Below are 24,236 nucleotides of genomic sequence, written 5' to 3' on the forward strand. Positions count from 1 at the left end.
CACTGCCCGGATGGACACCACACGGGGGAGTGGAACGCCAACCGGCCTGCCGCCGTTCGCGGTTCGGCCCGTCCTCGCGATCGCCGGCGCGCTCGCCGCGCTGCTCATCGCCCTCTCCGGACGCTACGGCTTCCACCGCGACGAGCTCTACTTCCTCCTCGCCGGCCACCACCCGGCCTGGGGCTACACCGACCAACCACCCCTCACCCCGATCCTCGCCCGCGCCACCGCCCTCCTCGGCGACGGCCCCACCGCCCTGCGCACCCCCTCCGCCCTGCTCAGCGCCGCCACCGTCACCCTCACCGCCCTCACCGCCCGCGAACTCGGCGCCCACCGCCGCGCCCAGACCCTCGCCGCCGCCTGCTGTGCCGCCAGCGGCTACACCCTGGCCGTCGGCCACCTGCTCTCCACCAGCACCTTCGACCTCACCGCCGAACTCGCCGTCCTGCTCACCGCACTGCGCCTGCTGCGCACCCGCGACCCCCGCTGGTGGCCCGCCCTGGGCGCCGCCGTCGGCACCACCCTGCTCAACAAGCAACTCGTCCTGCCCCTGCTCGCCGCCCTGGCCGCCGCCCTGCTCCGGGAACACCGCCACCGGATCCACCGCCACCGCACCCCGCCCCACGCCCCCACCCCCACGACCCGGACCCCGCCCGGCGCCGCCTGGGCCCTGCTCGGCACCGCCCTGGCCCTGCTCATCGCCGCCCCCACCCTGTGGTGGCAGGCCATCCACGGCCTCCCCGAACTGAAGGTCGCCCACGAACTCGCCGCACAGAACGGCTGGGCCGGCCGATGGCTCCTCCTGCCCCTCCAGGCCCTCCAGTTCTCCCCGTTCCTGCTACCCGTCGCCCTCGCCGGCTGGCGCGCCCTGCGCCACGACGACGCGCTGCGCCACGCCCGCCCGCTGGCCACCGCCTACCCGGTGCTGTGCGCGATGGTCATCGTCGGCGGCGGCAAGCCGTACTACCCGCTGCCGCTGCTGCTCGTCCTCACCGCCGCCGGCTGCGAACCCGTCCTCGCCCGCACCCGCCGCAGCGCCCGCGCACTGGCCCGCACCCTGGCCGCGGCCACCGCCGTCAGCGCCCTCGCCACCCTGCCCCTGCTGCCCGCCGGCGCCCTCGCCCTGCCCAACGCCGTCGACCCCGACCAGGGCGAACAGGTCGGCTGGCCCGAACTCACCGCCGCCACCGCCACCGCCTGGCACGACCTGCCACCCGACCGGCGCGCCCACGCCGTCCTGCTCACCTCCAACTACGGCGAGGCCGGCGCCCTCGCCCACTACGGCCCCGCCCTCGGCCTGCCGACCCCCTACTCCGGCCACATGAGCCTCGCCGACTGGGGCCCGCCGCCGGCGGACGCCACCGGCCCCGTCCTGCTCGTCCACCCCGCCGGGCATCCCGCGCTGGAGGCCCCGTTCACCGGCTGCCGCACCGTCGCCAGGGTCGACAACGGGCACGGCGTCGACAACCTGGAGCAGCACGCCGCCGTCGTCCTGTGCGACCCGGCCCCGCGGCCCTGGAACGAGCTGTGGCCGCAGCTGCGGCAGTACTGATGCGCCCGCGCCGGTCCGGTGTGCGCGAGGGACGAACGGGTGAATCCTCCGAGACCGTCGGCCAAGTCACCTGGGCGGATCGTCAGTTGGCCGGTCCTCTCCCGCATCCGGATGGCAGTTTCGCCACCGCCGCCGTGTAGGTTTCTGTCCGTCGCCCCCCACGGGTGCGGTGTTCCTCCCCCTCCTCTGAACCCGGCCCGGGCCGACCGGCCCGGGCGTCGTACGGAGACGGGAGGAGACCGAGTGGAAGGCGACGAGCCGCCCCGGACACGGAGGTCGGAGCTGATCGGACGGTGGCTGCGGCGCAACGCCGGGGTCATCACGGCGCTGGCGACCGTGGCCGCAGTGGTGGTGGCGGCGGTGAAGTAGGGCCCGGCAGGGCCCCGGTGAACCGCCGGGCGGGCCCCGGTGAACCGCCGGGCGCGCAGGGCCCGGTCCGTCCACCCGCCCGCACACGAAGGGCCCCCGACCAGTCGCAGTGGTCGGGGGCCCCTCCGTTCGCCCCACACGCTACCGCACCGGGCCGCCGCCCACCGGCCCCCCGTCCACCGGCACGCCGCCGGTCAGCCGCGCCGCCAACTCCTCGGCCAGCACCGCCGACGGGCCCCGCCGCCGGCGCGACAGCACCAGCCCCAGGTGACGGCACGGGCCCGGCGGGGCCAGCGGCAGCGCGACCAGCTCCCCGTCCCCGCTCAGACCGATCTCCGGGATCAGCGCGATGCCCACCCCGGCGTGCACCAGCGCCTGCGCGAACCCGTAGTCCGTCGCCGTGCACGAGATCCGCAGCCCCACACCCGCCGACTCGGCGTACCGCGCCAGCTGCACCGCGGACTTGCGGCACCCCAGGATCCAGCGCTGATCGGCGAGTTCGGCCAGCCGCAGCGGCTCGGGCCGCGCCCGGTAGCGCACCGCCACCGGATGGCGGCGCGGCAGCACCACCCGCAGCGGGTCCTCGCCCAGCGGCGTCCACTCCAGCCCCGAACGGTCCCCGGGCCGCCCCGGCGCCGGGGCGTCGTCGAAGTGATAGGCCAACGCGAGGTCGGCACGCCCCTCGCGCACCCCCGGCAGGCTCTCCTCCGGCTCCTCCTCCAGCACCGTCACCTCCACCTCCGGATGATCGGCGACGAAACCGGCCAGCGCCGCCGGCAGCAGCCGCCGCCCCGCACTGGCGAACGTGGCCACCGTCAGCACCGTCTGACCGGCCGCCAGCCGCTCCAACCGCTGCCGGGTGTCAGCCAGTTCGGCGGCGATCGCCTCCGCCGCCTCCACCAGCAGCCGCCCCGACTCCGTCAGCACCACCCCGCGCGTGGAGCGCACCACCACCGCCGCGCCCAGACCGCGCTCCAACGCCGCGACCTGCTGCGAGACCGCCGAGGCCGTACACCGCAGCGCCACCGCCGCCCGGTTGAAACTCCCGTGCCGGGCCACCTCACGCAGCACGGCCAACCGCTGGACATCGATCAACAGTTTCCCTAACGACGAGCCAATCCGATCGATACTACCGCTGGTGACCGCCGTCCAGCAGGCTGAACCCCGACACCACAGGACGGGCCGAAAGGGGCCACCGCAAATGGACGTGTGCGTGATCGGCGGAAGCCGCCACTTCGGACGCCGACTGATCGAGGAACTACGCGACGGCGGCGCCACGGTGACCGTCGTCAACCGGGGCTCCACACCCCCGCCCCCCGGCGTGACCCACCTGCTCGCCGACCGCGACGACGAACGGGCCCTGCACACCGCCCTCGCCGACCGGCACTTCGACACCGTCGTCGACCAGGTCTGCTACACGCCCCGCCAGGCCGCCATCGCCACCCGGGTCTTCGCCGACCGCACCCGCCGCTACGTCCTCACCTCCACCGTCGAGGTCTACGCCGAGACCGGCCGGCCCGGCGGCCCGGCCCTGACCGAATCGGCCGTCGACCCCGCCACCCAGCAGATCGACCTCGAACTTCCCTGGCACGAGCAGCAGTTCATCGCCGACCACTACGGCGAGGGCAAACGCCAGGCCGAAGCCCTGCTCACCCGGCAGGCCCCCTTCGACACCGCCCTCGTCCGCACCGCGCACGTCCTCGGCGGCGCCGACTTCACCGGCCGCCTCGCCCACTACGTCCGGCGCATCGAAGCCGGCCTGCCGGTGGCCGTCCACCCCGCACCCCAGCCCGCCTCCTTCGTCCACGCCCCCGAGATCGCCCGCTTCCTGGCCTTCACCGCGACCGCCGACTTCACCGGCCCGGTCAACGCCGCCTCCCACGGCCCGCTCGACGCCCACGAGTTGTCCGCCGCCATCGCCCGCGAACTCGGCACCCGCACCGAGCCGGTCGCCGCCGCGGACGTGGCGGTGGACGTGGCGGTGGACGCGGAGACGGACGCACTGTTCTCGCCGTTCTCCTTCGACCGCTGCTACGCCATGGACACCACCCGCGCCGCCGGCCTGGGCTTCCGCTTCTCCCCGGTCGCCGACTGGCTGCCCCAGGCCGTCCGGGAGGCCCGGGCATGACGCGCACCCCTGACGCCCCCGCGGTTCCCGCCGGCTGCGCCGGTCCCGGCGCTCCCGCCGTTCCTGCCGGTCCCGCCGGTCCGGTGGTCCGGAGCATCGGGGCAGTCGCGGTGGGCGCCATCGGCCTCGGCGCGATGCCGCTGTCCGTCGAGGGCCGCCCGGGCGAGGAGCAGGCCGTCGCCGTCGTCCACGCCGCCCTCGACGCGGGCGTGCGGCTGATCGACACCGCCGACTCCTACCACTGGCACGCCGGCGAACTCGGCCACAACGAACGGCTGATCGCCCGCGCCCTGGCCTCCTACGGCGGCACCCGCGGCGCCGACGAGGTCCTGGTCGCGACCAAGGGCGGCCGGGGCCGCCCCGGCGACGGCACCTGGACGGTCGACGGCGACCCGCGCCACCTGCGCCGCGCCGCCGAGGCCTCGGCCGCCCGGCTCGGCGTGGCCGCCATCGGCCTCTACCAGCTGCACAAGCCCGACCCGGCCGTCCCCTTCGCCGACTCGGTCGGCGCGCTGCGCGACCTCGCCGACGCCGGCACGATCCGGATGGTCGGCCTCTCCAACGTGGACACCGAGCAGATCCGCATCGCCCGGGAGATCCTCGGCCCGCGCCTGGTCTCGGTGCAGAACCGTTTCTCCCCGGCCCACTCCGCCACCCGGGACACCCTCGACCTGTGCACCGGGCTCGGCCTGGCCTTCCTGCCGTGGAGCCCGCTCGGCGGGATCTCGCCCAGCGCCGTCGACGACCCCGGCGGCCCCGCGCCGGCACCCGACACGCCCTTCCACGCCCTGGCGCGCGAGCGCGGCGTCAGCCCGCAACAGGTCTGCCTGGCCTGGCACCTGGCGCAGTCGCCCGTCGTCGTCCCGATCCCGGGCGCACGCCGGCCCGCCTCCGTGCGCGACTCGGCCGCGGCGGCCGCCCTCACCCTGTCGTCGGCCGAACTGGCCGCCCTGCGGCCGGAATCGGGCTGACGCCGCGCGCGGGGCCCCGCGGTCGCGTTCGGGGCTCCGGCGGGCCCTGCCGGCCCGGGGCCGCCTGCGGCACGATCGGAATCCAGGCGGCCCCGGGACCGGACGGGTCCGTACGGGCGGGGCATCGACCGCGGTGCCCGTACGGCGCGGTCGGGACCCATTCGACGACGTCAACCGGGCTTGAAGTCAAGCCCCGGCCGTCGCCACTCCCGGACGCCCGGCCGTCGCCCGTCGCGGATGCCCGGTCGCGCCCCGGATGCCCGGTCCCGCCCCGCGCGCCCGGGGCCGTCCGGGGCGGGGTAGCCTCGCTCCCGGTGGGGGCGGCGGACGAGCTTTCAGGGGCGGGGATGGACGAGCAGCAGCGCGGCTACTGGCGGGTCGCGGACGGGGCGGCGGTCAGCGCCACCCAGGCGCAGGTGGCCTGGACCAGGGCCGCCTACCCGGCCCTGGTGGACGTGGCGGGCCGCTACCACGCGGTGATCACCTACGCCGAGCTCGCCGAGGAGGTGCAGCAGGCCGCCGGGGTCCGCACCCGGGTCCACCAGCGCAACTGGATCGGCAAGGTGCTGGCCCTGGTGGTGCGCGAGGCGCACCGGCGCGGCGACCCGCCGCTGACGGCGCTGGTGGTGCACTCCACCGACGGCATGGTCGGGGCCGGCTACCAGGAGGTGCTGGCCGTCGCGGGGGAGCCCCCGGTGGCCGGGGAACTGGACCGCGAGTACCACGCCGCCGCCGCCCGGCTCGCCTGCTACCGGCACTTCGGCGCGACGCTGCCCGCCGACGGCGGCACGCCCGCGCTGGCCCCGCGCCTGAAGGCGTCCGTGGAGCGCAAGGCGGCCGCCGCCGCCCCGCCGCGGCCGCCGGCGATCTGCCCCTCCTGCTTCCTGGAGCTGCCCGCCACCCGCATCTGCGACTCCTGCGGGGAACGCGCCTGACGGGGGCCGTCCCGGCGGGCGGCCCCGTTCTCACACGCGTGCGGGCAGACGGCCGGGCATCCGCCAGCCCTCGGCCAGGCGGGACGGCGACAGGCGCTGCCCCTCGCCGAAGAACTCGCAGAACTTCATGATCAGCGGGTCCCAGCCCAGCGGGTCGACGTAGTGGTCGGTGCCGGGGACGATCAGGGACTCCTCGACGTGCGCCCGCACGACGGTCACCTCGAAGGCGGTGCACCCCGGGTTGCCGGCCAACGGGACGGCCGCCTCCAGCCGGCACTCCAGCTGGACGGGGCACTCGGCCACGCGCGGCGCGCGCACCAGCTCGGACGCCTGCTCGGTGAGCCCGGCGGCGGCGAACTTGCGCCGCTCGTGGCGGTAGCCCTGGCGCTGCCGGTACTCGGTGATGTGCGGGTTGGCGGTCAGCAGCGCGAGCCGGTCCACCGCGTCGACCAGTACGGAGGAGGGCAGGTTGAGCACGCACTCGCCCTCGCGCCGCAGGTTCTGCGAGGTCTGCGAGCTGTTGCCCAGGCCCAGGACGCAGGACTGCCCGAGCCACCACGCCGAGGACATCGGCGCCAGGTTGGCGCTCCCGTCCTCGTTGCGCGAACCGATCAGCACCACCGGGGTGCCGAAGTAGAGGACCTTGAGGTCGGTGACCTTGTGCACGTGATGCCGTCCTTGCCCGTCGTCGTGGAACGTTGACCGGGACCGACTCTGCCCGCCCGCGCCGCGTGGCGCTGGCGGAGATCGGACACGGCGTTCGGGCCACGGGGCTCGGGTGACGGTGTTCGGGCGGCGGCGTTCGGGCCGGGGCCCCGGGCCGGGTCCGCAGGCGCGTCCGACGGGGTGCGGGGTTCGCCGTACCGGCCTGAACGGCCCTGCGGCGGTGCTATGTTCGGCCCGTCAGACAGCCCGACCAGCCGCCGCACCGACCGGGGCCGTGACCATGACCCACACCGACCAGCCGTCCGCCGCCGAGACGGCGGCCACGCGCGCCTTCCTCGACGAATACGCCTCCGGCGTCCGCGAGTTCACCGGCCGCGAGTTCACCGGCCTGCGGCTCGGCCGCGAGGACCTCTCCGACGCCGTCTTCGTCGACTGCGCGTTCGACAACTGCGTCCTCGCCTTCGGCGACCTCTCCCGGTGCATCTTCCGGCGCTGCCGCTTCCGCCGGATCAACGCCCTGTACGCCCGGTTCATCGAGGCGCGGTTCCTCGACTGCGACCTGAAGAAGGCCGCGTTCGGCACCGCCGACTTCTTCCGCGCGGTCTTCGACGGCGGGACGTTCGAGGGCAACTACCACGACGCGTTCTTCCTCCAGGCCACCTTCCACCGCGTCACCTTCGTCGGCGCGATCTTCGAGGGCGCCCACTTCGGCCTCGGGGTCTTCGCCGGCTCGAAGTTCCTCGCCTCCACGCTCGACCCGGTGGTGGTCAACGGTCTCTGCCGGGTCGACGAACGCACCGTCGCCGACTCCTTCCAACTCAACCACCAGGCGCTGGAGCTGGCCCGGGAACAGCTCGGCGACCAGGAGGCCGTGCGGGAGCTGCGCACCGACCTCGCCGGCCTGGACCGCTTCTTCACCGCGGTGGGTGCCGACCCGGACATGGTCCGCGCCCACCGCGACAGCGTGCCCGACCTGGCCGGGCCCGACCGGCCGAGCGCCTTCATCAGCTACTCGTCACGGGACGAGGCGTTCGCCGCCCAGCTGCACCGGATGCTGGAGGCCAACGGGGTGGACACCTGGTTCGCCCCGCACGACATCCGCGGCGGGCGCACCGTCCTGGAACAGATCACCGAGGAGATCCAGCGGCGCGGCCGGATGATCCTCGTGCTGTCCGAGGCGAGCATGGCCAGCAACTGGGTGGCCACCGAGATCGGCCGCGCGGTGCGCGCGGAACGCGAGAGCGGCACCCGCAAGCTCTTCCCGATCCGCATCGTCGCGCACGAGCGCCTGCTCGACTGGGAACTCTTCGACGCCGACGCCGGACACGACCTCGCCCGCACCATCCGGGCCTACCACATCCCCGACTTCTCCACGGCCGCCAACCCGCTCACGCTCAGCGAGGCGGTCAGCCGGCTGGTGCGCGACCTGCGCCAGGACTGACCCCCCACCGCCCGGGCGGCGGCAGGGGGTCCGGTCCGGGTCCGGTCGGGTCGTGTCCGGTCCGGTCCGGGTCCGGTCGGGTCGTGGTGGACGGTCGGGTCGGTCGGGTGGGTGATCAGTCGGGGTCGCCGACCGGGCCGCGGGCGGCCACCGTACGGGCCTGGCCGTCGTGCAGCCGGTAGGACAGCCCCACCACGGCCGCCTCGCCCGCCGCCACCTTGGAGGCGAGCACCTGGGAGCGCTCCAGCAGCAGGTCCACGGTCTGGCGGATGTGCTCGTCCACGATCGCGTCCGGGTCCTCGATGCCCGCCGCCCTGGCCGCCAGCACGCTCGGGGTCACCCGCTCCACCACGTCGCGCACGAAGCCGCCCGGCAGGCGCCCCTGGTCGAGCGAGTCCCGCGCCGCGGCCACCGCACCGCAGGAGTCGTGCCCCAGCACGACCACCAGCGGGCACTCCAGCACGCTCACGCCGTACTCGATGCTGCCCAGCGCCTCCGCCCCGGTGACGTGCCCGGCGGTACGGACCACGAACAGGTCGCCCAGCCCCCGGTCGAAGATGATCTCGGCCGCCAGACGCGAGTCGGAACAGCCGAACAGCACGGCGAAGGGCCGCTGTGCCGGAGCGAGGGCGGCCCTGCGCCCGGCGTCCTGGTTGGGGTGCTCCGGGCTGCCCGCGACGAACCGGGCGTTGCCCTCCAGCAGGACCCGCAGCGCCTGGTCGGGGCCGGATATCGGTGAGGAGATCATGCCAGCACCCTAGATCGGCGCTGGTGGGGACCGCACCAGGGGGGTCCGTCCGGCGTTCGTCCGCTGCCGTCCGGTGTCCGCTGCCGTCCGATGGCCGATGGCCGATGGCCGATGTCGTCCGCGGCCCCGGGGGCTGGGCGCGGGCTCAGAAGGCGTAGCGCACCCGCAGCCAGGGGGCGTGGCGCTCGATCAGCACCCCGAGCTCGGCCAGCGCGGCGGCCTTGGTCCGGGCCCGGTAGCGCACGTTCCAGGCGCCGTTGCCGGAGAGCTTGGGCTCCTGCAGCGCCGGACGCCACAGCACCTGCTCCGCCTTGGGATGCCAGCCGAGGTTGACCTCGTGCAGGTCCTGGTTGTGGGTCAGCATGATCACCTCGGCGGCCGCCTGCGCCTTGACCGCGGGCCCCAGCACGTCGTCCATCCGCCGCAGGAGCTCGGCCCAGTCGGCCTGCCAGCCGGGGCGCAGCACGACGGGGGAGAGGTTGAAGTGCACCTCGTACCCGGCGGCCAGGAAGTCGTCGGCGGCGCGCACCCGCTCGGGCACCGGGCTGGTGCGGACGTCCAGCAGCCGGGCGTCGGCCGGCGGCATGACGGAGAAACGGATCCGGGTGCGCCCGCGCGGGTCCAGCTCCAGCAGGTCCCGGTTGACCCACTTGGTCGCGAAGGACGCCTTGGCGGTGGGCCACTGCCGGAACGCGGCGACCAGGTCGGCGGTGTTGTCGCACACCAGGGCGTCCACCGAGCAGTCGTTGTTCTCCCCGATGTCGTACACCCACGCCAGCGGGTCGCGCTGGTCGGGCACGCTCTTGCGGCCCTGGCGGGCGACGTGCCCGCCCAGGTAGCCGATGATCCGGTCGATGTTGGTGAACACCGTGATCGGGTTGGCGTAGCCCTTGCGCCGGGGCACGTAGCAGTAGGCGCAGGCCAGCGCGCAGCCGTTGGCCGAGCTCGGCGCGATCCAGTCCGCCGAGCGGCCGTTGGGCCGGGCCGCCAGCGACTTCTTCACGCCCAGGACCAGCACCTCGCGCTTGATCCGCGCCCAGCGACGCACGTTGCCCGCGTTGCCGTGCAGCTGCGGGATCGCCCAGTGCGAGGGCACCTCGACGACCCGTGCCCCGGGGAAGCGCGCCAGCACCTGCCGTCCGCGCGGCGAGGCCAGGGCCGCCGGCTCGGCGTGGATCTCGCGGATGTCCAGCAGCGCGGCGGTGGTGGTGGCGGGCCGGGGGGTCGGGGCGCCGGAGTCAGGGGTTCCGGGCGCGGCCGGCACACCCGGCACACCCGGCATGCCCGGCAGGTGGGGCTGGTCGGTCACCGCGCGTCCCGCCCGGGGCCGGGGCGCCGTTCCGGTGCCGGCACCGGGACCGGTGCCCGCGCCGGTCCCGGCGCCCGCTCCGCCAGGTCCGCGAGCACCTCCCGGGCCGCCCGCGCGCCCGAGGCCAGCGCCCCCTGGACCGAGGCGGTGGCCCGGTGGTCCCCGCACACGTACTGCCCCGGCGCCCAGCGCGCGCTCCGGCTGAGCGGCAGCGGCGCCGGCCCGGCCGGCAGCGCATCGGCGATCCGGTAGTCCGTCAGCGTCCGCCACCGCGAGGTGTCCACCCCGTACAGCTCACCGGCCCGCGACCGGGCCGCCCCCTCGTCCGCGTCCAGCCCCAGCACCGAGGTCGACACCAGCGCCCGCCCGTCCGGCGAACACCGCGGCACCACCTCCGACAGCACCACCGTGTTCAGCACCCGCCGATCCGCGTCCACCACCAGCGTCGGCTCGCGCAACGGACTCACCGGCGCCACGTGGTAGAACGTCGTCACCGCCCGCCCCGCCGGTACCGGCAGCCCCGGCAGCAGCCGCGCCGCCTGCGCCATCCCGGTCGCCACCACCACCGCGCCGCCCGCCCGCAGCACCGACCCGTCCGCCAGCAGCACCTCCTGCCGCCCCACCCGCTCCACCCGCGCCCCGCACACCACCCGCCCCGCCGCCAGCCCCCGCGCCAACTGCCGCGGCACCGCACCGATCCCCTCCTGCGGCAGGCACAGGCTCCCGCGCAGCATGCTGCGCCACACCAGGTGGAACAGCCGGCTCGACGTCTCCAGCCCCTCCTCCAGGAACACCCCGGCCAGGAACGGCCCCAGCACCCCCTCGACGGTGCGCCGCGACACCCCGGCCGCCCGCAGCGCCCGCGCGGTGCTCACGTCCGGCGCCCGCTTCAGCACCCCGGCGGGCAGCACCGCGTCCCGCAGCCCCAGCAGCCCCAGCGCCGGCACGTCACGCAGCGGCACCGCCCCGCCCGGGCGCAGCAGCTCCAGCGCCAGGCCCGGGCGCCGGGTCGGATCCACCACGGGGAACCGGCCGCGCCCGCCGGCCAGCAGGAAACCGGGCGTGAACGGGTGCAGCCGCAACGCCTTCAGGTCGACGCGCCGGCGCACCTGCGGATAGGCGGTGTTGAACACCTGGAACCCCCGGTCCAGCCGGAACCCCTGCACCACGTCGGTGCGCATCCGGCCGCCGACCTCGTCCCCGGCCTCCAGCACCAGCACGTCCCGCCCGGCCGCGGTCAGGTCCAGCGCGCAGGCCAGCCCGGCCGGGCCCGCCCCCACGACGATCACCTCGGCGGCGGTCTCCCGTCCCGTTCCCATGGCGGGCCGTCCTCTCGTTCCTCCCGCGGGCCGCGCTGCGCGTCCGCGGTCCTGCTGCGGTCCTTCCGGGGTCCTGCTGCGGTTCCTTCTACGGTCCGCCGGGACGCGCACCGCGTCGCGCACCGGTCGAAACGTGCTTCGGATCCGCCCGGCGCCGTGGATTGGACCCGCCCCGCCCCGCCCGAGTCCCGCCCCGCCCGGGTCCCGCCCCTCCTCGCCGGGCCGGCCCGGGGCGCCCTCCCATCCGTTCCGGCGGCGGCACCGAACCACCAGGCACCGTCCTGCTGCGCCGGACACCGTCCGCCGGACACCATCGGGAGGCCCGCCATGCCAACCGTCGAACGCCGCATCACCGTCCACCGCCGGCCCGCCGACGTCCTCGACTACCTCGCCGACTTCGGCCACACCGAGCAGTGGGACCCGGGCACGCTCTCCTGCACCCGCCAGGACGACGGGCCGATCGCGGTCGGATCGCGCTGGACCAACGTCTCCCGCTTCCGCGGCCGCGCCACCTGGCTCGACTACCGCCTCGCCCGCCGCGACCCCGACCGCCTGGTGTTCATCGGCCACAACGCCACCGTCACCGCCATCGACGACATCACCGTCCTGCCCGCCGGCGGGTCCACCGTCGTCCACTACCGCGCCGACCTGCGCCTGAACGGCCTCGCCCGCCTCGCCGGACCCTTCCTGCGCCCCGCCTTCGAGCGCCTCGCCGACGAGGTCGCCCTGCGCCTGCCGCAGGCCCTCGCGGCCGGTGACCCGGCGGCGGGCGACCCCGTGGGGCGGTGACCCCGCGGGGCCCGTCGGCCCGCCGGGTCCGCGGCGCCCCACCATGCGTCCCGCCACAACGCTGCGCAAACGATGCGAGTAGCCCTCCGGACCTCCACTACGCGACGGTCGCACTGTGGAGGAACCGGCACCGTGACAGCACTGATCGACCGCCCGGCCACCCGGCCGCCCGCGGACCAGGCCCCCGGCGACGGCGGGCGGGCCGCCCTGCGCACCCTGGCCGCACGCGTCGCCCACGGCGACGAACGGGCCTTCGAGGAGCTGTACGGCGCCACCGCCGGCGCCGTGCTCGGACTCGTCCTGCGGGTCCTGCGCGACCGCGCCCAGGCCGAGGAGGTCACCCAGGAGGTCTTCTGGCAGGTGTGGCGGGAAGCCGCCCGCTACCGCCCCGAACGCGGCGAGGTCCTGCCCTGGGTGCTGACCCTCGCCCACCGGCGCGCCGTCGACCGGGTCCGCTCCGCCCAGGCCGCCGCCGACCGCGACCGCACCGCCGCCCTGCGCGCCTACACCCCCGTCTTCGACGAGGTCGCCGACCAGGTCGAACGCGACCTCGAACGCGACCGGGAACGCGAACGCCTGCGCCGCGCCCTGGCCACCCTCACCGACGTCCAGCGCGAGTGCCTGCTGCTGGTCTACTTCGGCGGCCGTACCCAGGCCCAGGCCGCCCAGGACCTCGGCGCCCCCCTCGGCACCGTCAAGACCCGCATCCGCGACGCCCTGCTGCGCCTGCGCGCCCAACTCGCCGCCGACACCCCCGCCCACCAGGCGTAGACCCGTGCCCACCACCGCTCCCGGCCCCAGCCCCGTCCGTCACCGGTGCCACGGACGGCCGGCGACTGCCCGTGCCCACCCCACCGCCGCCCCCACCCCGGCCCGCCCGGCGAGCGTCGTGCACCGGCCGGCGCGTCCGGGTCCTCGCCTTCGCCCCGCCGCTGTCCTCGGTCGTCCCGGGGCAGGGCCCGGACCGGGTCGGGTCTCCGTCGGGCACCCCGGGTCGGCAGGCCCCCTGCGGCGGCCGGCTCACTCCCGCTGTCCCGTGCGGGTGCACGCATGGCCGGGCCCGGGGCGAGGGCCCGTCCGCGGGCCGGTCGGGCGGCTGGCGGCCGACTCCGGGCCGGCCGTCGGCGGCCCGGCGCGTCGGCAGGCCGCCTCCCCGACACCGGTCCGCTGCCCGGGGCGTCGCCCCGGCACCGGCCCGGCCCGGCCGGCGTAGGCTCGCGCACGTGTCCGCCCCCGCCTCCGCCTCCGTCGGCCGGCCGTCGGCCGAGGCCAGCCTGACCACCGGTGCCCTCGCCCGCCGGCTCGGCGTCTCACCGACCACCGTCCGTTCCTGGGAACGCCGTTACGGCATCGGCCCGGCCCACCGGGACCCCGGGCGCCACCGGCAGTGGAGCCCGCGGGACGTCGCCGTGCTGGAGGAGATGTGCCGCCTGACGGCCCGTGGCGTCACCCCGGCCGAGGCCGCCCGCCTCGCCCTCGCCGTCGATACCGGCGCCGACGTCGACCGGCCCGCACCGCCCGCCGTCGCGGCCCCGCCCGCCGGGCCGACACCGTCCGCCACGCCCACGTCCGCCACGCCCACGCCCGCCACCGGGACGGCGCCCGGCGGCCACACCCTGCCCGTCGGCACCGTACGACCCGAGTGCCGGGGCCTGGCCCGCGCCGCCGTCCGCCTCGACGCGCCCGAACTCGCCCGGATCCTGCGCCGCAGCATCGAGGAGTTCGGCGCCGTCACCGCCTGGACGGACGTGATGATGCCCGCGCTGCGCGCCGCCGGCCGCAAGTGGGCCACCGAGGGCGAACGCTACGTCGAGGTCGAGCACCTGCTGTCCTGGCACGTCGCCGCCGCGCTGCGCCGCGCCGCCGACCGGGCCGAGCCGCCGCAGGGGCCGGCCGTCCTGCTCGCCGGCATGCCCACCGAGCTGCACGCCCTGCCGCTGGAGGCGCTGGCCGCCGGGCTGGCCGAACGGGGGCTGCCGTTCCGGATGTTCGGCCCGGCGCTGCCGCCCGAGGCACTGCTGGAGGCGGTGCGGCGCACCGGGCCGCCGGCCGTGCTGCTGTGGTCCCAGGTCGCCCGCACCGCCGACCGGGCGCTGGCCCGTCGCGTCGCCCAGACCAGCTGGGGCCCGCACGGCGCCCGGATACACCCCGCCCTCCTCATCGCCGGCCCCGGCTGGACCGCCCCCCGCCGCCCCCCGGGCGCCCTGCACCCCCGCGACCTGCCCACCGCCCTCGACCAGCTGCAAAACCTGCTCCGCTGACCCCTGCCGCCGCAAGCCCCGGACGGCTCCTGACGTGTCGAAGCGGAGCCGGTGAGCCTCGGCGCCCGGGCCGTGGGGCCGGCGAACCGGCGTGCACTCTTCGGCGGTGCGGGCGGTGTGGGCGGTGCGGGCGGTGTGGGCGGTGTCAGGGGGATCGGCTTTGATGTGGCTGTGCCTGTTTCTGACCTGATCCGCCAGTTGCCCGAGATCTCCCTCGTCCGGGACCGCTCCCGTGCCATGGCGATGCTGGACGCCATCCTGAGCCCGGAGTGGGGGGACCGGTACTTCTCGTTCGACTCCCGTTGGTCGCCGACGGAGGAGATGGCCTCGATGCGCGACGGCTCCGGCAACGAGTACTCGATCGTCTTCTCACCGGCAGGCGCTTATGCCCGCGGTTTCGATCACGAGTCGCCGATGACCCCGTACCGGGTGACGCCTCCGGCGCCGTGGCCGGGCCTGTTCGACGGGGTGCCGGAGGCACTCCGCGCGCACGTCGCGGAGCCCGCCTTCAGCGACCACGGGACACCGCGGGCGACGGTGTGCTTCTGGCGCGAACGATCAGACGGTGCGTGGAGGGCAGGGGCCGTCGAGCCCCTGCCGGAGGGCGTGGAGGACGACGGCAGCGCCGAGTGGTTGTTCGACGTACTGCTGGACGGTCGGCCCGAGGCGTATCAGCGGTTCGCTGAGGAGTACTACGAGGTGGCGGTCGACATGGCGGCCGTCCGGCACGTCTACGCCCTGCGCCCTCTCACCCGGCACGTCGTGTCCTCGCTGAACCCGGAACCGGACACTGCCCACCTGGCGGAGGACGCCGCCCAGATCGGATATCCGGGCGGATATCCGGCCCAGGAGTGACGGTCCGCCCCGGGATGGTCGGAGTGGAGGCCGCGCGGATTCACATGACAGCTGCGGCCGGCTCGGCGATCCCTTGCCGATGGCCACGGAACCGGACCTGCTCCGTCTGACCATCGTCTGCCCACCGCCCGGCGAGGGCGGCTGGGCTACCCGTGGCCGTAGCCGGGCGACCCGCCGTTCACGGGAACGGCGGGAAGATCGCTGGGTATAGTGCAGGCGTTTCGGGGGGCCGACGGCGGGAGTCCGTCGACGTGACGCGCCACCGCGCGTTCGCGGACAGCCAGGGCGCTGCGGGAGCCCCGATGACCCGTATCGCCGAGGAGGCCGCCCCATGGAACCCGTCACGCTGATCACCGGCGGCTCGACCGGAATCGGTGCGGCCACCGCCCGCGTCCTGCTCGGGCAGGGCCACCGCGTGGCCGTCACCGGACGTGACGCGGACAAGCTGGCCGCCTTCGCGGCTTCGGCCGGAGCGGGCGAGCGGCTGCTGACGATCACCGGCGACGCCGGCGACGAGCACGACGTCGCCTCCGCCGTGCGCCGCGTGGTGGACGCGTGGGGCCGGCTGGACAACGTCATCGCCAACGCCGGCTTCTCGCTGCCCGGCAACCTGGAGAGCCACGCGCCCGAGGACATGCGCGCGATGGTCCTCACCAACGTCCTGGGCCCGGCCCTGCTGGTGCGGGAGACCCTGCCGCACCTCAGGGAGTCCAAGGGCCGGATCGTGATCATCGGTTCGGTCGCCGGGGTGCGCAACACGCCCGGCAACCTGTACTCGGTCACCAAGTGGGCCGCGCACGCGCTGGCCGAGAACACCCGGCTGCTGGTCGGCAAGGACGGAGTCGGCGTGACCGTCGTCGCCCCCGGGGTGGTGGACACCCCGTTCTGGGACGAGCGCGGCGGCACCCCCGACGCCTCGCCGACGATGACCCCCGAGCAGATCGCGAACACGATCGCCTTCGCCCTCGACCAGCCCGCGGGCGTCGACATCAACCACATCACCATCCGGCCGACCGGGCAGCTCGGCTGACGCCGCGTCCGCTGCGCGCAGGAAGTCGGACCGGCCGACTTCCTGCGCCGCTCTCCTGGCGGGCCCTCGCCCCCTGGGGTCCTCGTTCCCCTGGGAGCCCGGGAGGAATATGTCGATCGGTCTACATATTCGGCGCCGAGGGGGGAGTGGGGCCGGCCGTCACTCGCCTGCTGCCGGGTGCGGCACGGCCTCCAGGGCTGCCACCAGCTCCGGGAGGGTGCCCGTGGCGAGGGCGAGGGTGAGGTGGTCGTGGTAGTCGCGACTGTGGACGATCAGTCCGTCGCGCACCCGCAGCACCTGGACGTTGGCGGCCTCGAAGCGTTGCCCGCTCACCCGGTTGTGCACCTCGTAGTCCCACTCGGCGACGACCACCTCCGGATCGTCCGTCTCGCGGACCAGCACGTTCTTCGGGGTCAGCTGCAGCGGTGAGTGTGCGGCGACCTCCGCGAACCGCGCCTCGAGCGTGGCCCGCCCCTCGAACCGGCGTGGCCCGACGGGGGCGAGGGCGGTCTCCACCACGGTGTCCTCGGCGTAGAGCCCGCCCAGTTCCGTGAGCCGTCCTGCGGTGATGCCGTCGAGCAGGGCGTGGAAGGCCTCGCGCGGTGACCGCGTTTCAGACATGATCAACCTCCGGTACGATCCGTCGCTGGAATCGGACTAGCAACTCCGTTTCGACGATACGGACTGGCGACTCCGCTTGTCCAGGGGTGGCGTCGCCGGACCGTCGCGATCTGTGGAAGAGGGTGGACGGCATGACCGGCGCTCAGGAGCGCCCGCTGCGGGCGGACGCGGCCCGCAACCGCGCCAGGTTGCTGGACGTCGCCACGGAGGTGTTCACCACCCGTGGCGTCGCCACGCCGACCGAGGAGATCGCCCGGGCCGCCGGGGTCGGCGTCGGCACGCTCTTCCGGCACTTCCCGACCAAGGAGGCCCTGCTGGAGGCGGTGATGGTCCGCCGGCTCGAGACCATCGCCGCCCGCACCGCGGAACTGACCGCCGGTGCCGAGCCCGCCGAGGCCTTCTTCGACGGCTTCCGCCTGGTGATCGACCAGTCCGCGGGCAAGGACGAGTTCACCCAGGCGCTCGCCGCGGCCGGGGTGGACGCGCACGCCTCCCTGCGGGAGTCGAGCGGGGCGATCCGGGCGCAGCTCGCCGAACTGCTGGCCGGGGCGCAGCGGGCCGGGGCGGTCCGCCCGGAGCTGGGCCTGCCGGAGCTGATCGCCCTGCTGGTGGGCGTCGGCGCGACGATGGAGCAGCTCGGCCCGGACCGGGAGGCCCGCGAGCGGATCTTCGAGGTGGTCTTCGACGGGCTGCGCCCGCGCTGAGCTGTCGGTGTGAGAAGGCGGTGCGGGAAGGCGGCGCGAGAAGTCGGCTCCGTCGACTTCTCGCGCGTTTCGGGCCGAGGCCCCGCCGGACGGGCGGTGGCCGGTCCGTGGATCTCCGGTGCCGCGTGGTGCGGGCCGTCGACGACGGGGGAGCTGTGGTGCTGCAGGTTCTGTACGACGGGAAGTGCGGGGAGACCGAACTCTCCGGGACGCGCCCGGCGCTCCTGGCGCTCGGGCGGCAGTTGCGGGGGGCGGCGGGGACCTGCGACCTCGCGGAGAGCGGGAACCCCTCTCCCTACGAGAGGTCGCTGTCGCAGCTCGCGTTCCGGGAGGATCCGGAGCGCGAGGGCGCCTCGATCGTCACGGAGGGCCCGGTCCTGTGGATCCGGGGAGGGCGGGAGGCCCTCGACCTGCTCGCCGAGAACATCGAGGACTTCGCCGTCGAGGCCGACGCCACCGCCCACTGCCACGTCGAATACCAGACGTACGACTACATCGCGTCGGACTCGGACCCGCTGGTGATCACGTTCACCAGGTGAGCGAGGCAGGCGAGGCGGGCGAGGTGGACGAGGCGGGCCGGGTGGAGGCCGCGGGGGTCACCTGCGGTCGGCGGAGCGGTAGAGGCTCGCGAGCACCCACCCGTCGGCCGGCGGCCGGGGGCGGCTGAACACCACGGAGACCCCGGCCTGCGTCTGGACGGCGAGCTGGTCGTCGAAGGTCAGGGCGTCGTCGTCCCGCCATCGGCAGCCGGTCCGCCGGAGCCCGTCGAGCACCGCCTCGCGGGTCGGGGCCTCGATCACCTCGGTCGCTTCGGTCGACCCGGTGGCCCCGCGGCCCGCCGTGCCGGCGCGGGAGGGGGCTGCGAACCTGCCCGCGGTGTCCACCGCGTCGAAGCCGAGCAGGTGCACCAGCCCGTCGGGACCGGCCCACACCTCCAGGCTGCCGTCCTTGACGCCGGCGTCCCCGTCCTCGGCGGGCCGTGCCGCCGCCGGGGCGCCCAGGGCGGTGCCGCCGCCCAGCAGGAGGTCCGCCTCCCCGCCGGGCATGCCGAGCCTGAACGGGCCGATCTCACCCGTGGCCGCGAAGGAGATCATCGAATCGAGAAGGGAGTCCACCGGTGGGAGGCTAGCGGCGAAGTCCACCGGTCCTGCAGCGAGTTTCCGGAGGTGGACGGGGGCTTCGGCGCGCGGGAAGTCGGCCGGGTCGACTTCCCGCGCACCGGCGCGAGGGGCGTCTCAGCGCGACGGGAACGGGGACAGGTCCCGGTCCCATGCGTCGGCCGCCCGCAGCAGTGCGTCGTCGCCGCAGTCCAGCTCGACGGCGAACCGGTAGAGGTCGAAGCCCTCGGCCTCGTCGTCGCTCCCGTCCCCGTCCTGGCACTGCCACGGAGGTGCGGCCTCCAGCGACAGGTGGACGTGCAGCAGCGACCGGCCGCCGGAACGCCCGGCCAGGCTGAAGGCGAGGTTCGGTTCCAGGAAGGTCAGGCTCGGCGACGGTTCGCCGTCCGGGTCGGGCACGGTCACGGCCACCCTGCCCGCGGCGACGGCGCGCAGCCAGCGCGACAGGCCGCGGCACTCGTCGGTCAGCAGGGACGGGTCCTGGAACGACCACCGGCCGGACGGCGTCGTCACCTGGCCCTGGATGACGAGCCAGTTGTCGTCGTAGGGATCGCCGCTCGTCGCGGAGAACTGGTAGCGCAAGGGCCGCAGCTCGACGGCGGACTGATGACTCGCAAGCAGCACCGCCACAGGATGGCACGGGCGTTCGCCCCGAGGGTCGCCGGGCGGCGGTGCGGCCGGGGAATATGCAGACCGGTCTACATGGTGTGTGGGAGTTGTGGGGGTGCGGGGTGGCCTGTGGGTGGGCCCTATTACGCTGGGACGGGTCCGAACGATCCCCGGACCGTCGGCCGGGTGTTCGGTCGGCGGGGCGGGGAGGCCGGCTCGGGCTGACGACGAGGGAACTTCACGGGGGGAACAGGAGCATGGCCGAGGACCGGACGGACGTCGGGTACGGCGCCCACGGGTACGGGGACCAGGGCTACGCGGCTCAGGGGTACGGGGACCAGGGGTACGGCGGTCACGCCCACGGAGCGCACGCCCACCCCGGGTACGCGGACCAGGCGGAGGACGTCACCCCCGTCGGGGACGGGACCGGGGACGGGCCGGCGCCGCGCCGCTCGGCGGGGCGCCGGGTGTGGATGGTCGCGCTCGGCGGGGCGTTCGCCGGGCTGCTGGCGGCCGGGGGCATCGGCGCGTACAACCTGGTGAGCGCCGTGACCGGCGGGACCGCCGCGGACGACTCCCGGCAGCAGGAGCCCACCGCCGCGGTCCGCTCCGCGCAGCCGCCGCCCACCGGTGAGCAGGCCGCGGCCGTGGCGAAGGAGTTCCTGGCCGCCTGGAGCCGCGGCGACGTCGCGGCCGCGGCCGCCCTGACCGACCGCCAGGAGGCCGCGCGCTCCGCACTGGCGTCCTTCCGCGTGACGGTCAAGGCCCGCACCTTCACCCTGACCGGGACGGGCCCCGCGCCCGCCGGCACGCCCAGCGAGCCGGCGCTCGCCTTCCGGGCGAAGGCGGAGTTCGACGGCACGGCCGGCGCCTGGGAGTACGACGGTGCGCTGAGCGTGGTGCGGGCGGCGGACGGGCGGGTCGTCGTGCGGTGGGCGCCGAACGTGCTCCACCCGCACCTGGACCCGGGGGAGACGATCGCCCTGCGCCCGCTGCCCACCCCGGTGGTGAAGCCGGTCGACCGCAACGGCAAGTCCCTGGAGGCCTTCCCCTCGCTGCGCACGGTGCTGCCGCAGATCACGCCGGCCGACGGGGCGTCCGCCGTCACCGGGCAGGCCGTGGTGATCGCGGACGCCGCGGGCGCGCGGCAGCCCGAGCAGCTGTTCGTGCTGACCCCGCCGAGCGCCCCCGAGGTCAGGCTCACCCTGGACGCCGGTCTCCAGCAGGCCGCCGAGGAGGCGGTGAAGCAGCAGGCCGCCGGCGGCAAGCCGGCCTCGCTGGTGGCCGTCCAGCCGAGCACCGGCAACATCCTGGCGATCGCCTACTCCTCGCAGGACGGCTTCAACCGCGCCGTCGGGGGCGGGCAGGCACCCGGTTCGACGATGAAGGTGATCACCTCCGCCGCCCTGCTGGAGGCCGGGCTGAGCCCGGACAGCGCGGCACCGTGCAAGGAGACCACCGCCTCCCCGAAGCTCTGGCACAACGACGAGCCCGGGGACTTCCCCGGCTACACGCTCACCGACGACTTCACCCGCTCCTGCAACACCGGCTTCATCGACAAGGGCCTGGAGAAGCTGCAGCTCGGCACGGTGCCCAGCGTCGCCCGCGACCAGTTCGGCCTCGGCCTGGAGTGGCACATCGGCATCCCCAGCCGGGACGCCACCATCCCGGTGCCCAGGAACGGGGACGAGGCGGCCGCCACCTACATCGGCCAGGGCCGGATCCAGGTCAACTCGCTGGCGATGGCCTCGGTGGCGGCCACCGTGCAGAGCGGGACGTTCCGCCAGCCCGTGCTGCGCACGGACGCCAAGCGCGTGACGGCCCCCGGCCGGCTGCCCGAGGGCGTCGCCCAGGGCCTGCGGGCGATGATGGCCAAGACCGCCACCCAGGGCACCGCCCGGGCCCCGATGTCCGGACTGACCGGCCAGATCGGCGCCAAGACCGGCACCGTCGAGGCCGGCCCGGGCAAGGACACCAACAGCTGGTTCATCGCCTACCGCGGCGACCTGGCGGTGGCCGCCGAGGTCGAGGGCGGCGGCCACGGCAACAGCGCGGCGGGCGTCGCCGCCGCCCAGGTGCTGAAGGCCGGCGGCGGCCGGGGCTGACGGCGGCAGGGCGCGCCTTGGCGGCCGATCCGGTCCCCGGGGTGCCCGGTCCGGGGCCGCCGGGCTTCGAGGCGCCGGGCTTCGGGGTACCGGGTCCGTGGCCGCTGGGCTTCGAGGCCGGTGCTCCGTGACGCCGAAGGTCGCCGGGCCGGGCCCGGGGACACCCCGGGCCCGGCGGCCCGCCGACGCGCACCCGGCCGTACCGGGCGATGTCCGGCCGCCGCGCCGCGATCCGGGCACCGCGGCACTCCGACGCCCCGGCGCCGCGCGGAGCCGCCCGTCGGGGCCCGGCGGACGAAGGCGCCCGGACCGCGGGCGAGGACCCACGAAATCCGAGGGCGGGGGCAATCCGCTCCGGCCCCGGCGACGAATCAGGGAGCAGGAAGGCGCCCCGGCGCCGTGCGGGCTCCGGACCGTTCCCCGGACGAGACGGTCCGCCGCCCCCGTGAGGCTCCGGGGCCCGGCCGTCCGCTGCTGGGTGCGGGCGGCCGGGCCGCCGCCGGTGCGACGCGGCGGTCGCCCTCCCGGGCCGGAGAACGGCCCTGTGGTGTCGGAGCGCGGGTGTCGGTGCCTGTGCCCCGCCGGGTGGCCCCCGGCGGGGCACAGGCGTTTCCGGCCGCCCGGGGGCGGGGGAGCAGGGTGCGGTCCCCGACTACCGGGGGTTGATCGTCGGGGACCGTGGTCCGGGGCCGGCGCGAGCTCAGTCCGCGGGGCGGAGGGGGCGGGAGCGGGACGGCGCCGTGCCGGTGAGCGCCTCGGCGGCCGGGCCCCTACCGGCCACGGGGGCCGCCCGCCGCATCGCTCACACTCCGCATTCGGTCGCCGCCCGCCCCCGGACGGGTGCGACCTCCGGAGGACCCCCGATCGGGCGAGGCGGGCCGGCAGCCGACGACGCGGCGGTTCGGCCGCCCGGGGGTGCCGGACGGGGCCGGGTTGCCCCGGCGCGTTCACCCGTGCCGGTGAATTCACCGCCCGTCAGGGTCCGGCGGGCGGGCGGCTGTCCGACGGTATCGAAGGAACGCGACGGGGCGGCCGGACCGGGACGGGGACGGAAGGAACCACCGGACGGCAGACGGCCCGTGCGACCCGACCACCACCGTCCGACCACCACCGCCCGACTGCCCGACACCCCGCACCCCCGCGAACGGAGCACCGCCGTGACCGTCCCCCGCCTGTCCCGCGCCGCCGGCACACTACTGCTGGCCGGCGTCCTCGCCGCCTGCTCCAGCTCCTCGACGAAGCCCGCCCAGCCGACCACCGCGGCCGCCTCCCCGAGCGCGGCGACGGGCAGCCCGAGCGCCGGGACGCCGTCCCCGGCCACCACGGCTGCCTCCCCGAGCGCCGCCGCGACCTCCCCGAGCGCCTCGCCCAGCCAGGCCAACGGCGTCACCCACGTCGCCATCAGGAACTTCCAGTTCGAACCCGCCGCCCTCACCCTGGCCCCCGGCACGACCTTCACCGTCACCAACCAGGACAGCACCGCCCACACCCTCACCGCCGACGACAAGAGCTTCGACTCCGGCACCATCGCCCCCGGCGCCACCGCCACCCTCACCGCACCGCAGCAGAGCGGCGCACACCCCTACATCTGCACCATCCACCCGTTCATGCACGGCACCCTCACCGTCTCCTGACCCCGGCCACCCGGAAGGAACCCGCCGCCACCGTGGCCACCCCCGCCCCGCCCCCCAGGCTCCTGCCGCTGCTCCTGCGTCTGGTCGCGGCCGCCGGACTCGCCGTCGACGCCGCCGTGCACGCCCGCCTCGCCGACCAGTACGACGCCGTCTCCGCGAGCATCAGCCAGGGCACCCTGTTCCGCATCGAGGCCGGCGCCGCCGCGCTCGCCGTCCTCCTCGTCCTGCTCTGGCGCCACCGGGCCGGGGACCTCTACGCCCTAGTGGTCGCCGCGGCCGGCCTGGCCGCCCTCCTGCTCTACCGCTACGTGGACGTCGGGGAGCTCGGCCCGCTGCCGAACATGTACGAACCCGTCTGGTTCACCGACAAGACCCTCACCGCCTGGGCCCAGGCCGCCGCCGTCCTGGCCCTCGCCACGCTGCTGGCCCTGCGCCACCGGGCCGCCCGGCACCCCGCCCCGCCGTGACCCGCCCTGGCGCGGCCAGCTCGGGCACCCCGCCCCGCCGTGACCGGCCGGCGGGGTCAGGTGCGCTGGAAGGCGTGGTGGTGGCCGATCGGGGTGAAAGGTACCGGGAGTGCGCGTACCCGGCCCCGGCCAGCGGCTGCGCGCACGCCCGCGCGACCTCGTCGTCCAGGACGGAGACCACCCGGTAGGGCAGCCCGCCCAGCACCTCGTCCGCCAGGGCGGGCAGCGCCCCGGGGACGACCGTCCGCAGCGTCCCGTCGACGACCAGCTGGTTGTTCGCGTAGGAGAGCGCGAAGTCGTCGTCGAAGACGGCGAACCCACCGGGCACGTCGACGGTGCGGTGGGCCTGGCGCCGGGCGAAGGTGGACAGGAAGGCGTTGATCCGCTCCAGCTCGGGACTCGACATGACGCCGACCCTAGGAGCCCGGACCCGTCCCCGGGGCCGATTCCAGCCCTTCAGCCCCCGACCCAGACCCCCGACCCAGACCCCCGACCCCCGACCCCCGCCCAATCCCCGGCCCCGGCCGCTCCGAATACCCGGGCGGCGCCCCCGGGCCTGGCGGGGCCCGGGGACACGCCGTCCCCGGGGGACCGTACGAGAGGAG

General features: G+C 75.8%; 25 protein-coding genes. 16 read left to right on the forward strand and 9 right to left on the reverse strand.

The features are described 5' to 3' along the window. Positions 1-10: 10 nt before the first annotated feature. Together ACIA8Q_RS11335 and ACIA8Q_RS11340 are read left to right on the forward strand one after the other, a co-directional pair. On the forward strand, positions 11-1,552 hold the full coding sequence (locus ACIA8Q_RS11335) for an ArnT family glycosyltransferase (protein ID WP_396317049.1): 1,542 nt from the start codon (positions 11-13) through the stop codon (positions 1,550-1,552). 243 nt (positions 1,553-1,795) lie between these two features. Further along, positions 1,796-1,921 (forward strand): hypothetical protein, encoded by a 126-nt coding sequence (locus tag ACIA8Q_RS11340; RefSeq protein WP_360206946.1) that lies wholly within the window; start codon positions 1,796-1,798, stop codon positions 1,919-1,921. Positions 1,922-2,062: 141 nt separating this feature from the next. Here ACIA8Q_RS11340 and ACIA8Q_RS11345 read toward each other — a convergent pair whose 3' ends face one another. Beyond that, positions 2,063-3,016 carry a LysR family transcriptional regulator gene (locus ACIA8Q_RS11345; RefSeq protein WP_360206948.1) on the reverse strand — a complete coding sequence of 318 codons (954 nt, stop codon included), beginning with the start codon at positions 3,014-3,016 and terminating at the stop codon, positions 2,063-2,065. 106 nt (positions 3,017-3,122) lie between these two features. Here ACIA8Q_RS11345 and ACIA8Q_RS11350 point away from each other — a divergent pair, with 106 nt between their 5' ends. The 3 genes from ACIA8Q_RS11350 (at position 3,123) to ACIA8Q_RS11360 (ending at position 5,955) form a co-directional block, all read left to right on the forward strand. After that, positions 3,123-4,049: an NAD-dependent epimerase/dehydratase family protein gene (locus ACIA8Q_RS11350; protein WP_360206950.1), complete on the forward strand. Its 927-nt coding sequence runs from the start codon at positions 3,123-3,125 to the stop codon at positions 4,047-4,049. 110 nt (positions 4,050-4,159) lie between these two features. After that, positions 4,160-5,020 (forward strand): aldo/keto reductase, encoded by an 861-nt coding sequence (locus ACIA8Q_RS11355; protein WP_360206953.1) that lies wholly within the window; start codon positions 4,160-4,162, stop codon positions 5,018-5,020. A 347-nt stretch (positions 5,021-5,367) separates the two neighbouring features. After that, positions 5,368-5,955 (forward strand): hypothetical protein, encoded by a 588-nt coding sequence (locus tag ACIA8Q_RS11360; RefSeq protein ID WP_360206955.1) that lies wholly within the window; start codon positions 5,368-5,370, stop codon positions 5,953-5,955. Between the two features lie 30 nt (positions 5,956-5,985). On the opposite strand, the gene ACIA8Q_RS11365 is transcribed toward ACIA8Q_RS11360, so the two are convergent. Beyond that, on the reverse strand, positions 5,986-6,621 hold the full coding sequence (locus ACIA8Q_RS11365; protein WP_360206958.1) for a flavin reductase family protein: 636 nt from the start codon (positions 6,619-6,621) through the stop codon (positions 5,986-5,988). 280 nt (positions 6,622-6,901) lie between these two features. Here ACIA8Q_RS11365 and ACIA8Q_RS11370 point away from each other — a divergent pair, with 280 nt between their 5' ends. Beyond that, positions 6,902-8,062, forward strand: coding sequence for a TIR domain-containing protein (locus ACIA8Q_RS11370; protein ID WP_360207174.1), 1,161 nt, complete (start codon positions 6,902-6,904; stop codon positions 8,060-8,062). Positions 8,063-8,177: 115 nt separating this feature from the next. Here the strand turns inward: ACIA8Q_RS11370 and ACIA8Q_RS11375 are convergent, their stop codons facing one another. The 3 genes from ACIA8Q_RS11375 to ACIA8Q_RS11385 form a co-directional block, all read right to left on the reverse strand. Beyond that, positions 8,178-8,810: a carbonic anhydrase gene (locus tag ACIA8Q_RS11375; RefSeq protein ID WP_360206960.1), complete on the reverse strand. Its 633-nt coding sequence runs from the start codon at positions 8,808-8,810 to the stop codon at positions 8,178-8,180. Positions 8,811-8,955: 145 nt separating this feature from the next. Beyond that, positions 8,956-10,092: a spore photoproduct lyase family protein gene (locus ACIA8Q_RS11380; protein ID WP_396317170.1), complete on the reverse strand. Its 1,137-nt coding sequence runs from the start codon at positions 10,090-10,092 to the stop codon at positions 8,956-8,958. 23 nt (positions 10,093-10,115) lie between these two features. After that, the gene (locus tag ACIA8Q_RS11385) at positions 10,116-11,438 is read right to left on the reverse strand and encodes an NAD(P)/FAD-dependent oxidoreductase (protein ID WP_360206965.1); all 1,323 of its coding nucleotides are present in this window, start codon (positions 11,436-11,438) and stop codon (positions 10,116-10,118) included. 327 nt (positions 11,439-11,765) lie between these two features. On the opposite strand from ACIA8Q_RS11385, the gene ACIA8Q_RS11390 reads away from it, so the two are divergent. The 5 genes from ACIA8Q_RS11390 (at position 11,766) to ACIA8Q_RS11410 (ending at position 16,373) form a co-directional block, all read left to right on the forward strand. Further along, positions 11,766-12,227, forward strand: coding sequence for an SRPBCC family protein (locus ACIA8Q_RS11390; RefSeq protein ID WP_360206968.1), 462 nt, complete (start codon positions 11,766-11,768; stop codon positions 12,225-12,227). 132 nt (positions 12,228-12,359) lie between these two features. Then, positions 12,360-12,998 (forward strand): ECF RNA polymerase sigma factor SigK, encoded by a 639-nt coding sequence (gene sigK, locus ACIA8Q_RS11395; protein WP_387903535.1) that lies wholly within the window; start codon positions 12,360-12,362, stop codon positions 12,996-12,998. Between the two features lie 452 nt (positions 12,999-13,450). Further along, on the forward strand, positions 13,451-14,488 hold the full coding sequence (locus ACIA8Q_RS11400; RefSeq protein ID WP_360206970.1) for a MerR family transcriptional regulator: 1,038 nt from the start codon (positions 13,451-13,453) through the stop codon (positions 14,486-14,488). A 171-nt stretch (positions 14,489-14,659) separates the two neighbouring features. Next, a complete protein-coding gene (locus tag ACIA8Q_RS11405) occupies positions 14,660-15,343 on the forward strand; it encodes a hypothetical protein (RefSeq protein ID WP_396317050.1) in 684 nt (227 codons plus the stop codon). A 331-nt stretch (positions 15,344-15,674) separates the two neighbouring features. Beyond that, positions 15,675-16,373 (forward strand): SDR family oxidoreductase, encoded by a 699-nt coding sequence (locus ACIA8Q_RS11410; protein ID WP_387903527.1) that lies wholly within the window; start codon positions 15,675-15,677, stop codon positions 16,371-16,373. 159 nt (positions 16,374-16,532) lie between these two features. On the opposite strand, the gene ACIA8Q_RS11415 is transcribed toward ACIA8Q_RS11410, so the two are convergent. Next, positions 16,533-16,994 (reverse strand): nuclear transport factor 2 family protein, encoded by a 462-nt coding sequence (locus ACIA8Q_RS11415; protein WP_360206978.1) that lies wholly within the window; start codon positions 16,992-16,994, stop codon positions 16,533-16,535. 131 nt (positions 16,995-17,125) lie between these two features. Between ACIA8Q_RS11415 and ACIA8Q_RS11420 the strand changes: the two genes are divergently transcribed. Together ACIA8Q_RS11420 and ACIA8Q_RS11425 are read left to right on the forward strand one after the other, a co-directional pair. Then, complete coding sequence (locus tag ACIA8Q_RS11420) at positions 17,126-17,698, forward strand: helix-turn-helix domain-containing protein (RefSeq protein ID WP_360206981.1); 573 nt, start codon at positions 17,126-17,128, stop codon at positions 17,696-17,698. A gap of 158 nt (positions 17,699-17,856) precedes the next feature. Beyond that, complete coding sequence (locus tag ACIA8Q_RS11425) at positions 17,857-18,237, forward strand: hypothetical protein (RefSeq protein WP_360206984.1); 381 nt, start codon at positions 17,857-17,859, stop codon at positions 18,235-18,237. A 57-nt stretch (positions 18,238-18,294) separates the two neighbouring features. Here the strand turns inward: ACIA8Q_RS11425 and ACIA8Q_RS11430 are convergent, their stop codons facing one another. Continuing rightward, positions 18,295-18,813, reverse strand: coding sequence for a hypothetical protein (locus ACIA8Q_RS11430; RefSeq protein ID WP_360206986.1), 519 nt, complete (start codon positions 18,811-18,813; stop codon positions 18,295-18,297). A 120-nt stretch (positions 18,814-18,933) separates the two neighbouring features. Further along, positions 18,934-19,440, reverse strand: coding sequence for a hypothetical protein (locus ACIA8Q_RS11435; protein ID WP_360206989.1), 507 nt, complete (start codon positions 19,438-19,440; stop codon positions 18,934-18,936). Positions 19,441-19,682: 242 nt separating this feature from the next. Between ACIA8Q_RS11435 and ACIA8Q_RS11440 the strand changes: the two genes are divergently transcribed. The 3 genes from ACIA8Q_RS11440 to ACIA8Q_RS11450 all read left to right on the forward strand — a co-directional run bounded on the left by ACIA8Q_RS11440 (position 19,683) and on the right by ACIA8Q_RS11450 (position 23,631). Then, on the forward strand, positions 19,683-21,530 hold the full coding sequence (locus ACIA8Q_RS11440; protein ID WP_360206992.1) for a penicillin-binding transpeptidase domain-containing protein: 1,848 nt from the start codon (positions 19,683-19,685) through the stop codon (positions 21,528-21,530). A gap of 1,157 nt (positions 21,531-22,687) precedes the next feature. After that, positions 22,688-23,164 (forward strand): cupredoxin family copper-binding protein, encoded by a 477-nt coding sequence (locus ACIA8Q_RS11445; protein WP_360206994.1) that lies wholly within the window; start codon positions 22,688-22,690, stop codon positions 23,162-23,164. A 32-nt stretch (positions 23,165-23,196) separates the two neighbouring features. Beyond that, a complete protein-coding gene (locus ACIA8Q_RS11450; protein WP_360206997.1) occupies positions 23,197-23,631 on the forward strand; it encodes a hypothetical protein in 435 nt (144 codons plus the stop codon). Here ACIA8Q_RS11450 and ACIA8Q_RS11455 read toward each other — a convergent pair. After that, positions 23,540-24,037: a hypothetical protein gene (locus ACIA8Q_RS11455; RefSeq protein ID WP_396317051.1), complete on the reverse strand. Its 498-nt coding sequence runs from the start codon at positions 24,035-24,037 to the stop codon at positions 23,540-23,542. The two genes, ACIA8Q_RS11450 and ACIA8Q_RS11455, sit on opposite strands and share 92 nt — an antisense overlap. Positions 24,038-24,236: the final 199 nt, after the last annotated feature.

This window comes from Kitasatospora sp. NPDC051705 (assembly GCF_044453265.1).
In the GTDB taxonomy this organism is placed as follows: Bacteria; Actinomycetota; Actinomycetes; order Streptomycetales; family Streptomycetaceae; genus Kitasatospora.

Excerpts from the sequence above, each read along its gene's own strand:
- ACIA8Q_RS11335 (WP_396317049.1), top strand. The coding sequence starts at position 11 with ATGGACACCACACGGGGGAGTGGAACGCCAACCGGCCTGCCGCCGTTC.
- ACIA8Q_RS11350 (WP_360206950.1), top strand. The coding sequence starts at position 3,123 with ATGGACGTGTGCGTGATCGGCGGAAGCCGCCACTTCGGACGCCGACTG.
- ACIA8Q_RS11360 (WP_360206955.1), top strand. The coding sequence starts at position 5,368 with ATGGACGAGCAGCAGCGCGGCTACTGGCGGGTCGCGGACGGGGCGGCG.
- ACIA8Q_RS11370 (WP_360207174.1), top strand. The coding sequence starts at position 6,902 with ATGACCCACACCGACCAGCCGTCCGCCGCCGAGACGGCGGCCACGCGC.
- ACIA8Q_RS11375 (WP_360206960.1), bottom strand. The coding sequence starts at position 8,810 with ATGATCTCCTCACCGATATCCGGCCCCGACCAGGCGCTGCGGGTCCTG.
- ACIA8Q_RS11380 (WP_396317170.1), bottom strand. The coding sequence starts at position 10,092 with ATGCCGGGTGTGCCGGGTGTGCCGGCCGCGCCCGGAACCCCTGACTCC.
- ACIA8Q_RS11385 (WP_360206965.1), bottom strand. The coding sequence starts at position 11,438 with ATGGGAACGGGACGGGAGACCGCCGCCGAGGTGATCGTCGTGGGGGCG.
- ACIA8Q_RS11390 (WP_360206968.1), top strand. The coding sequence starts at position 11,766 with ATGCCAACCGTCGAACGCCGCATCACCGTCCACCGCCGGCCCGCCGAC.
- ACIA8Q_RS11410 (WP_387903527.1), top strand. The coding sequence starts at position 15,675 with ATGGAACCCGTCACGCTGATCACCGGCGGCTCGACCGGAATCGGTGCG.
- ACIA8Q_RS11415 (WP_360206978.1), bottom strand. The coding sequence starts at position 16,994 with ATGTCTGAAACGCGGTCACCGCGCGAGGCCTTCCACGCCCTGCTCGAC.
- ACIA8Q_RS11420 (WP_360206981.1), top strand. The coding sequence starts at position 17,126 with ATGACCGGCGCTCAGGAGCGCCCGCTGCGGGCGGACGCGGCCCGCAAC.
- ACIA8Q_RS11440 (WP_360206992.1), top strand. The coding sequence starts at position 19,683 with ATGGCCGAGGACCGGACGGACGTCGGGTACGGCGCCCACGGGTACGGG.
- ACIA8Q_RS11455 (WP_396317051.1), bottom strand. The coding sequence starts at position 24,037 with ATGTCGAGTCCCGAGCTGGAGCGGATCAACGCCTTCCTGTCCACCTTC.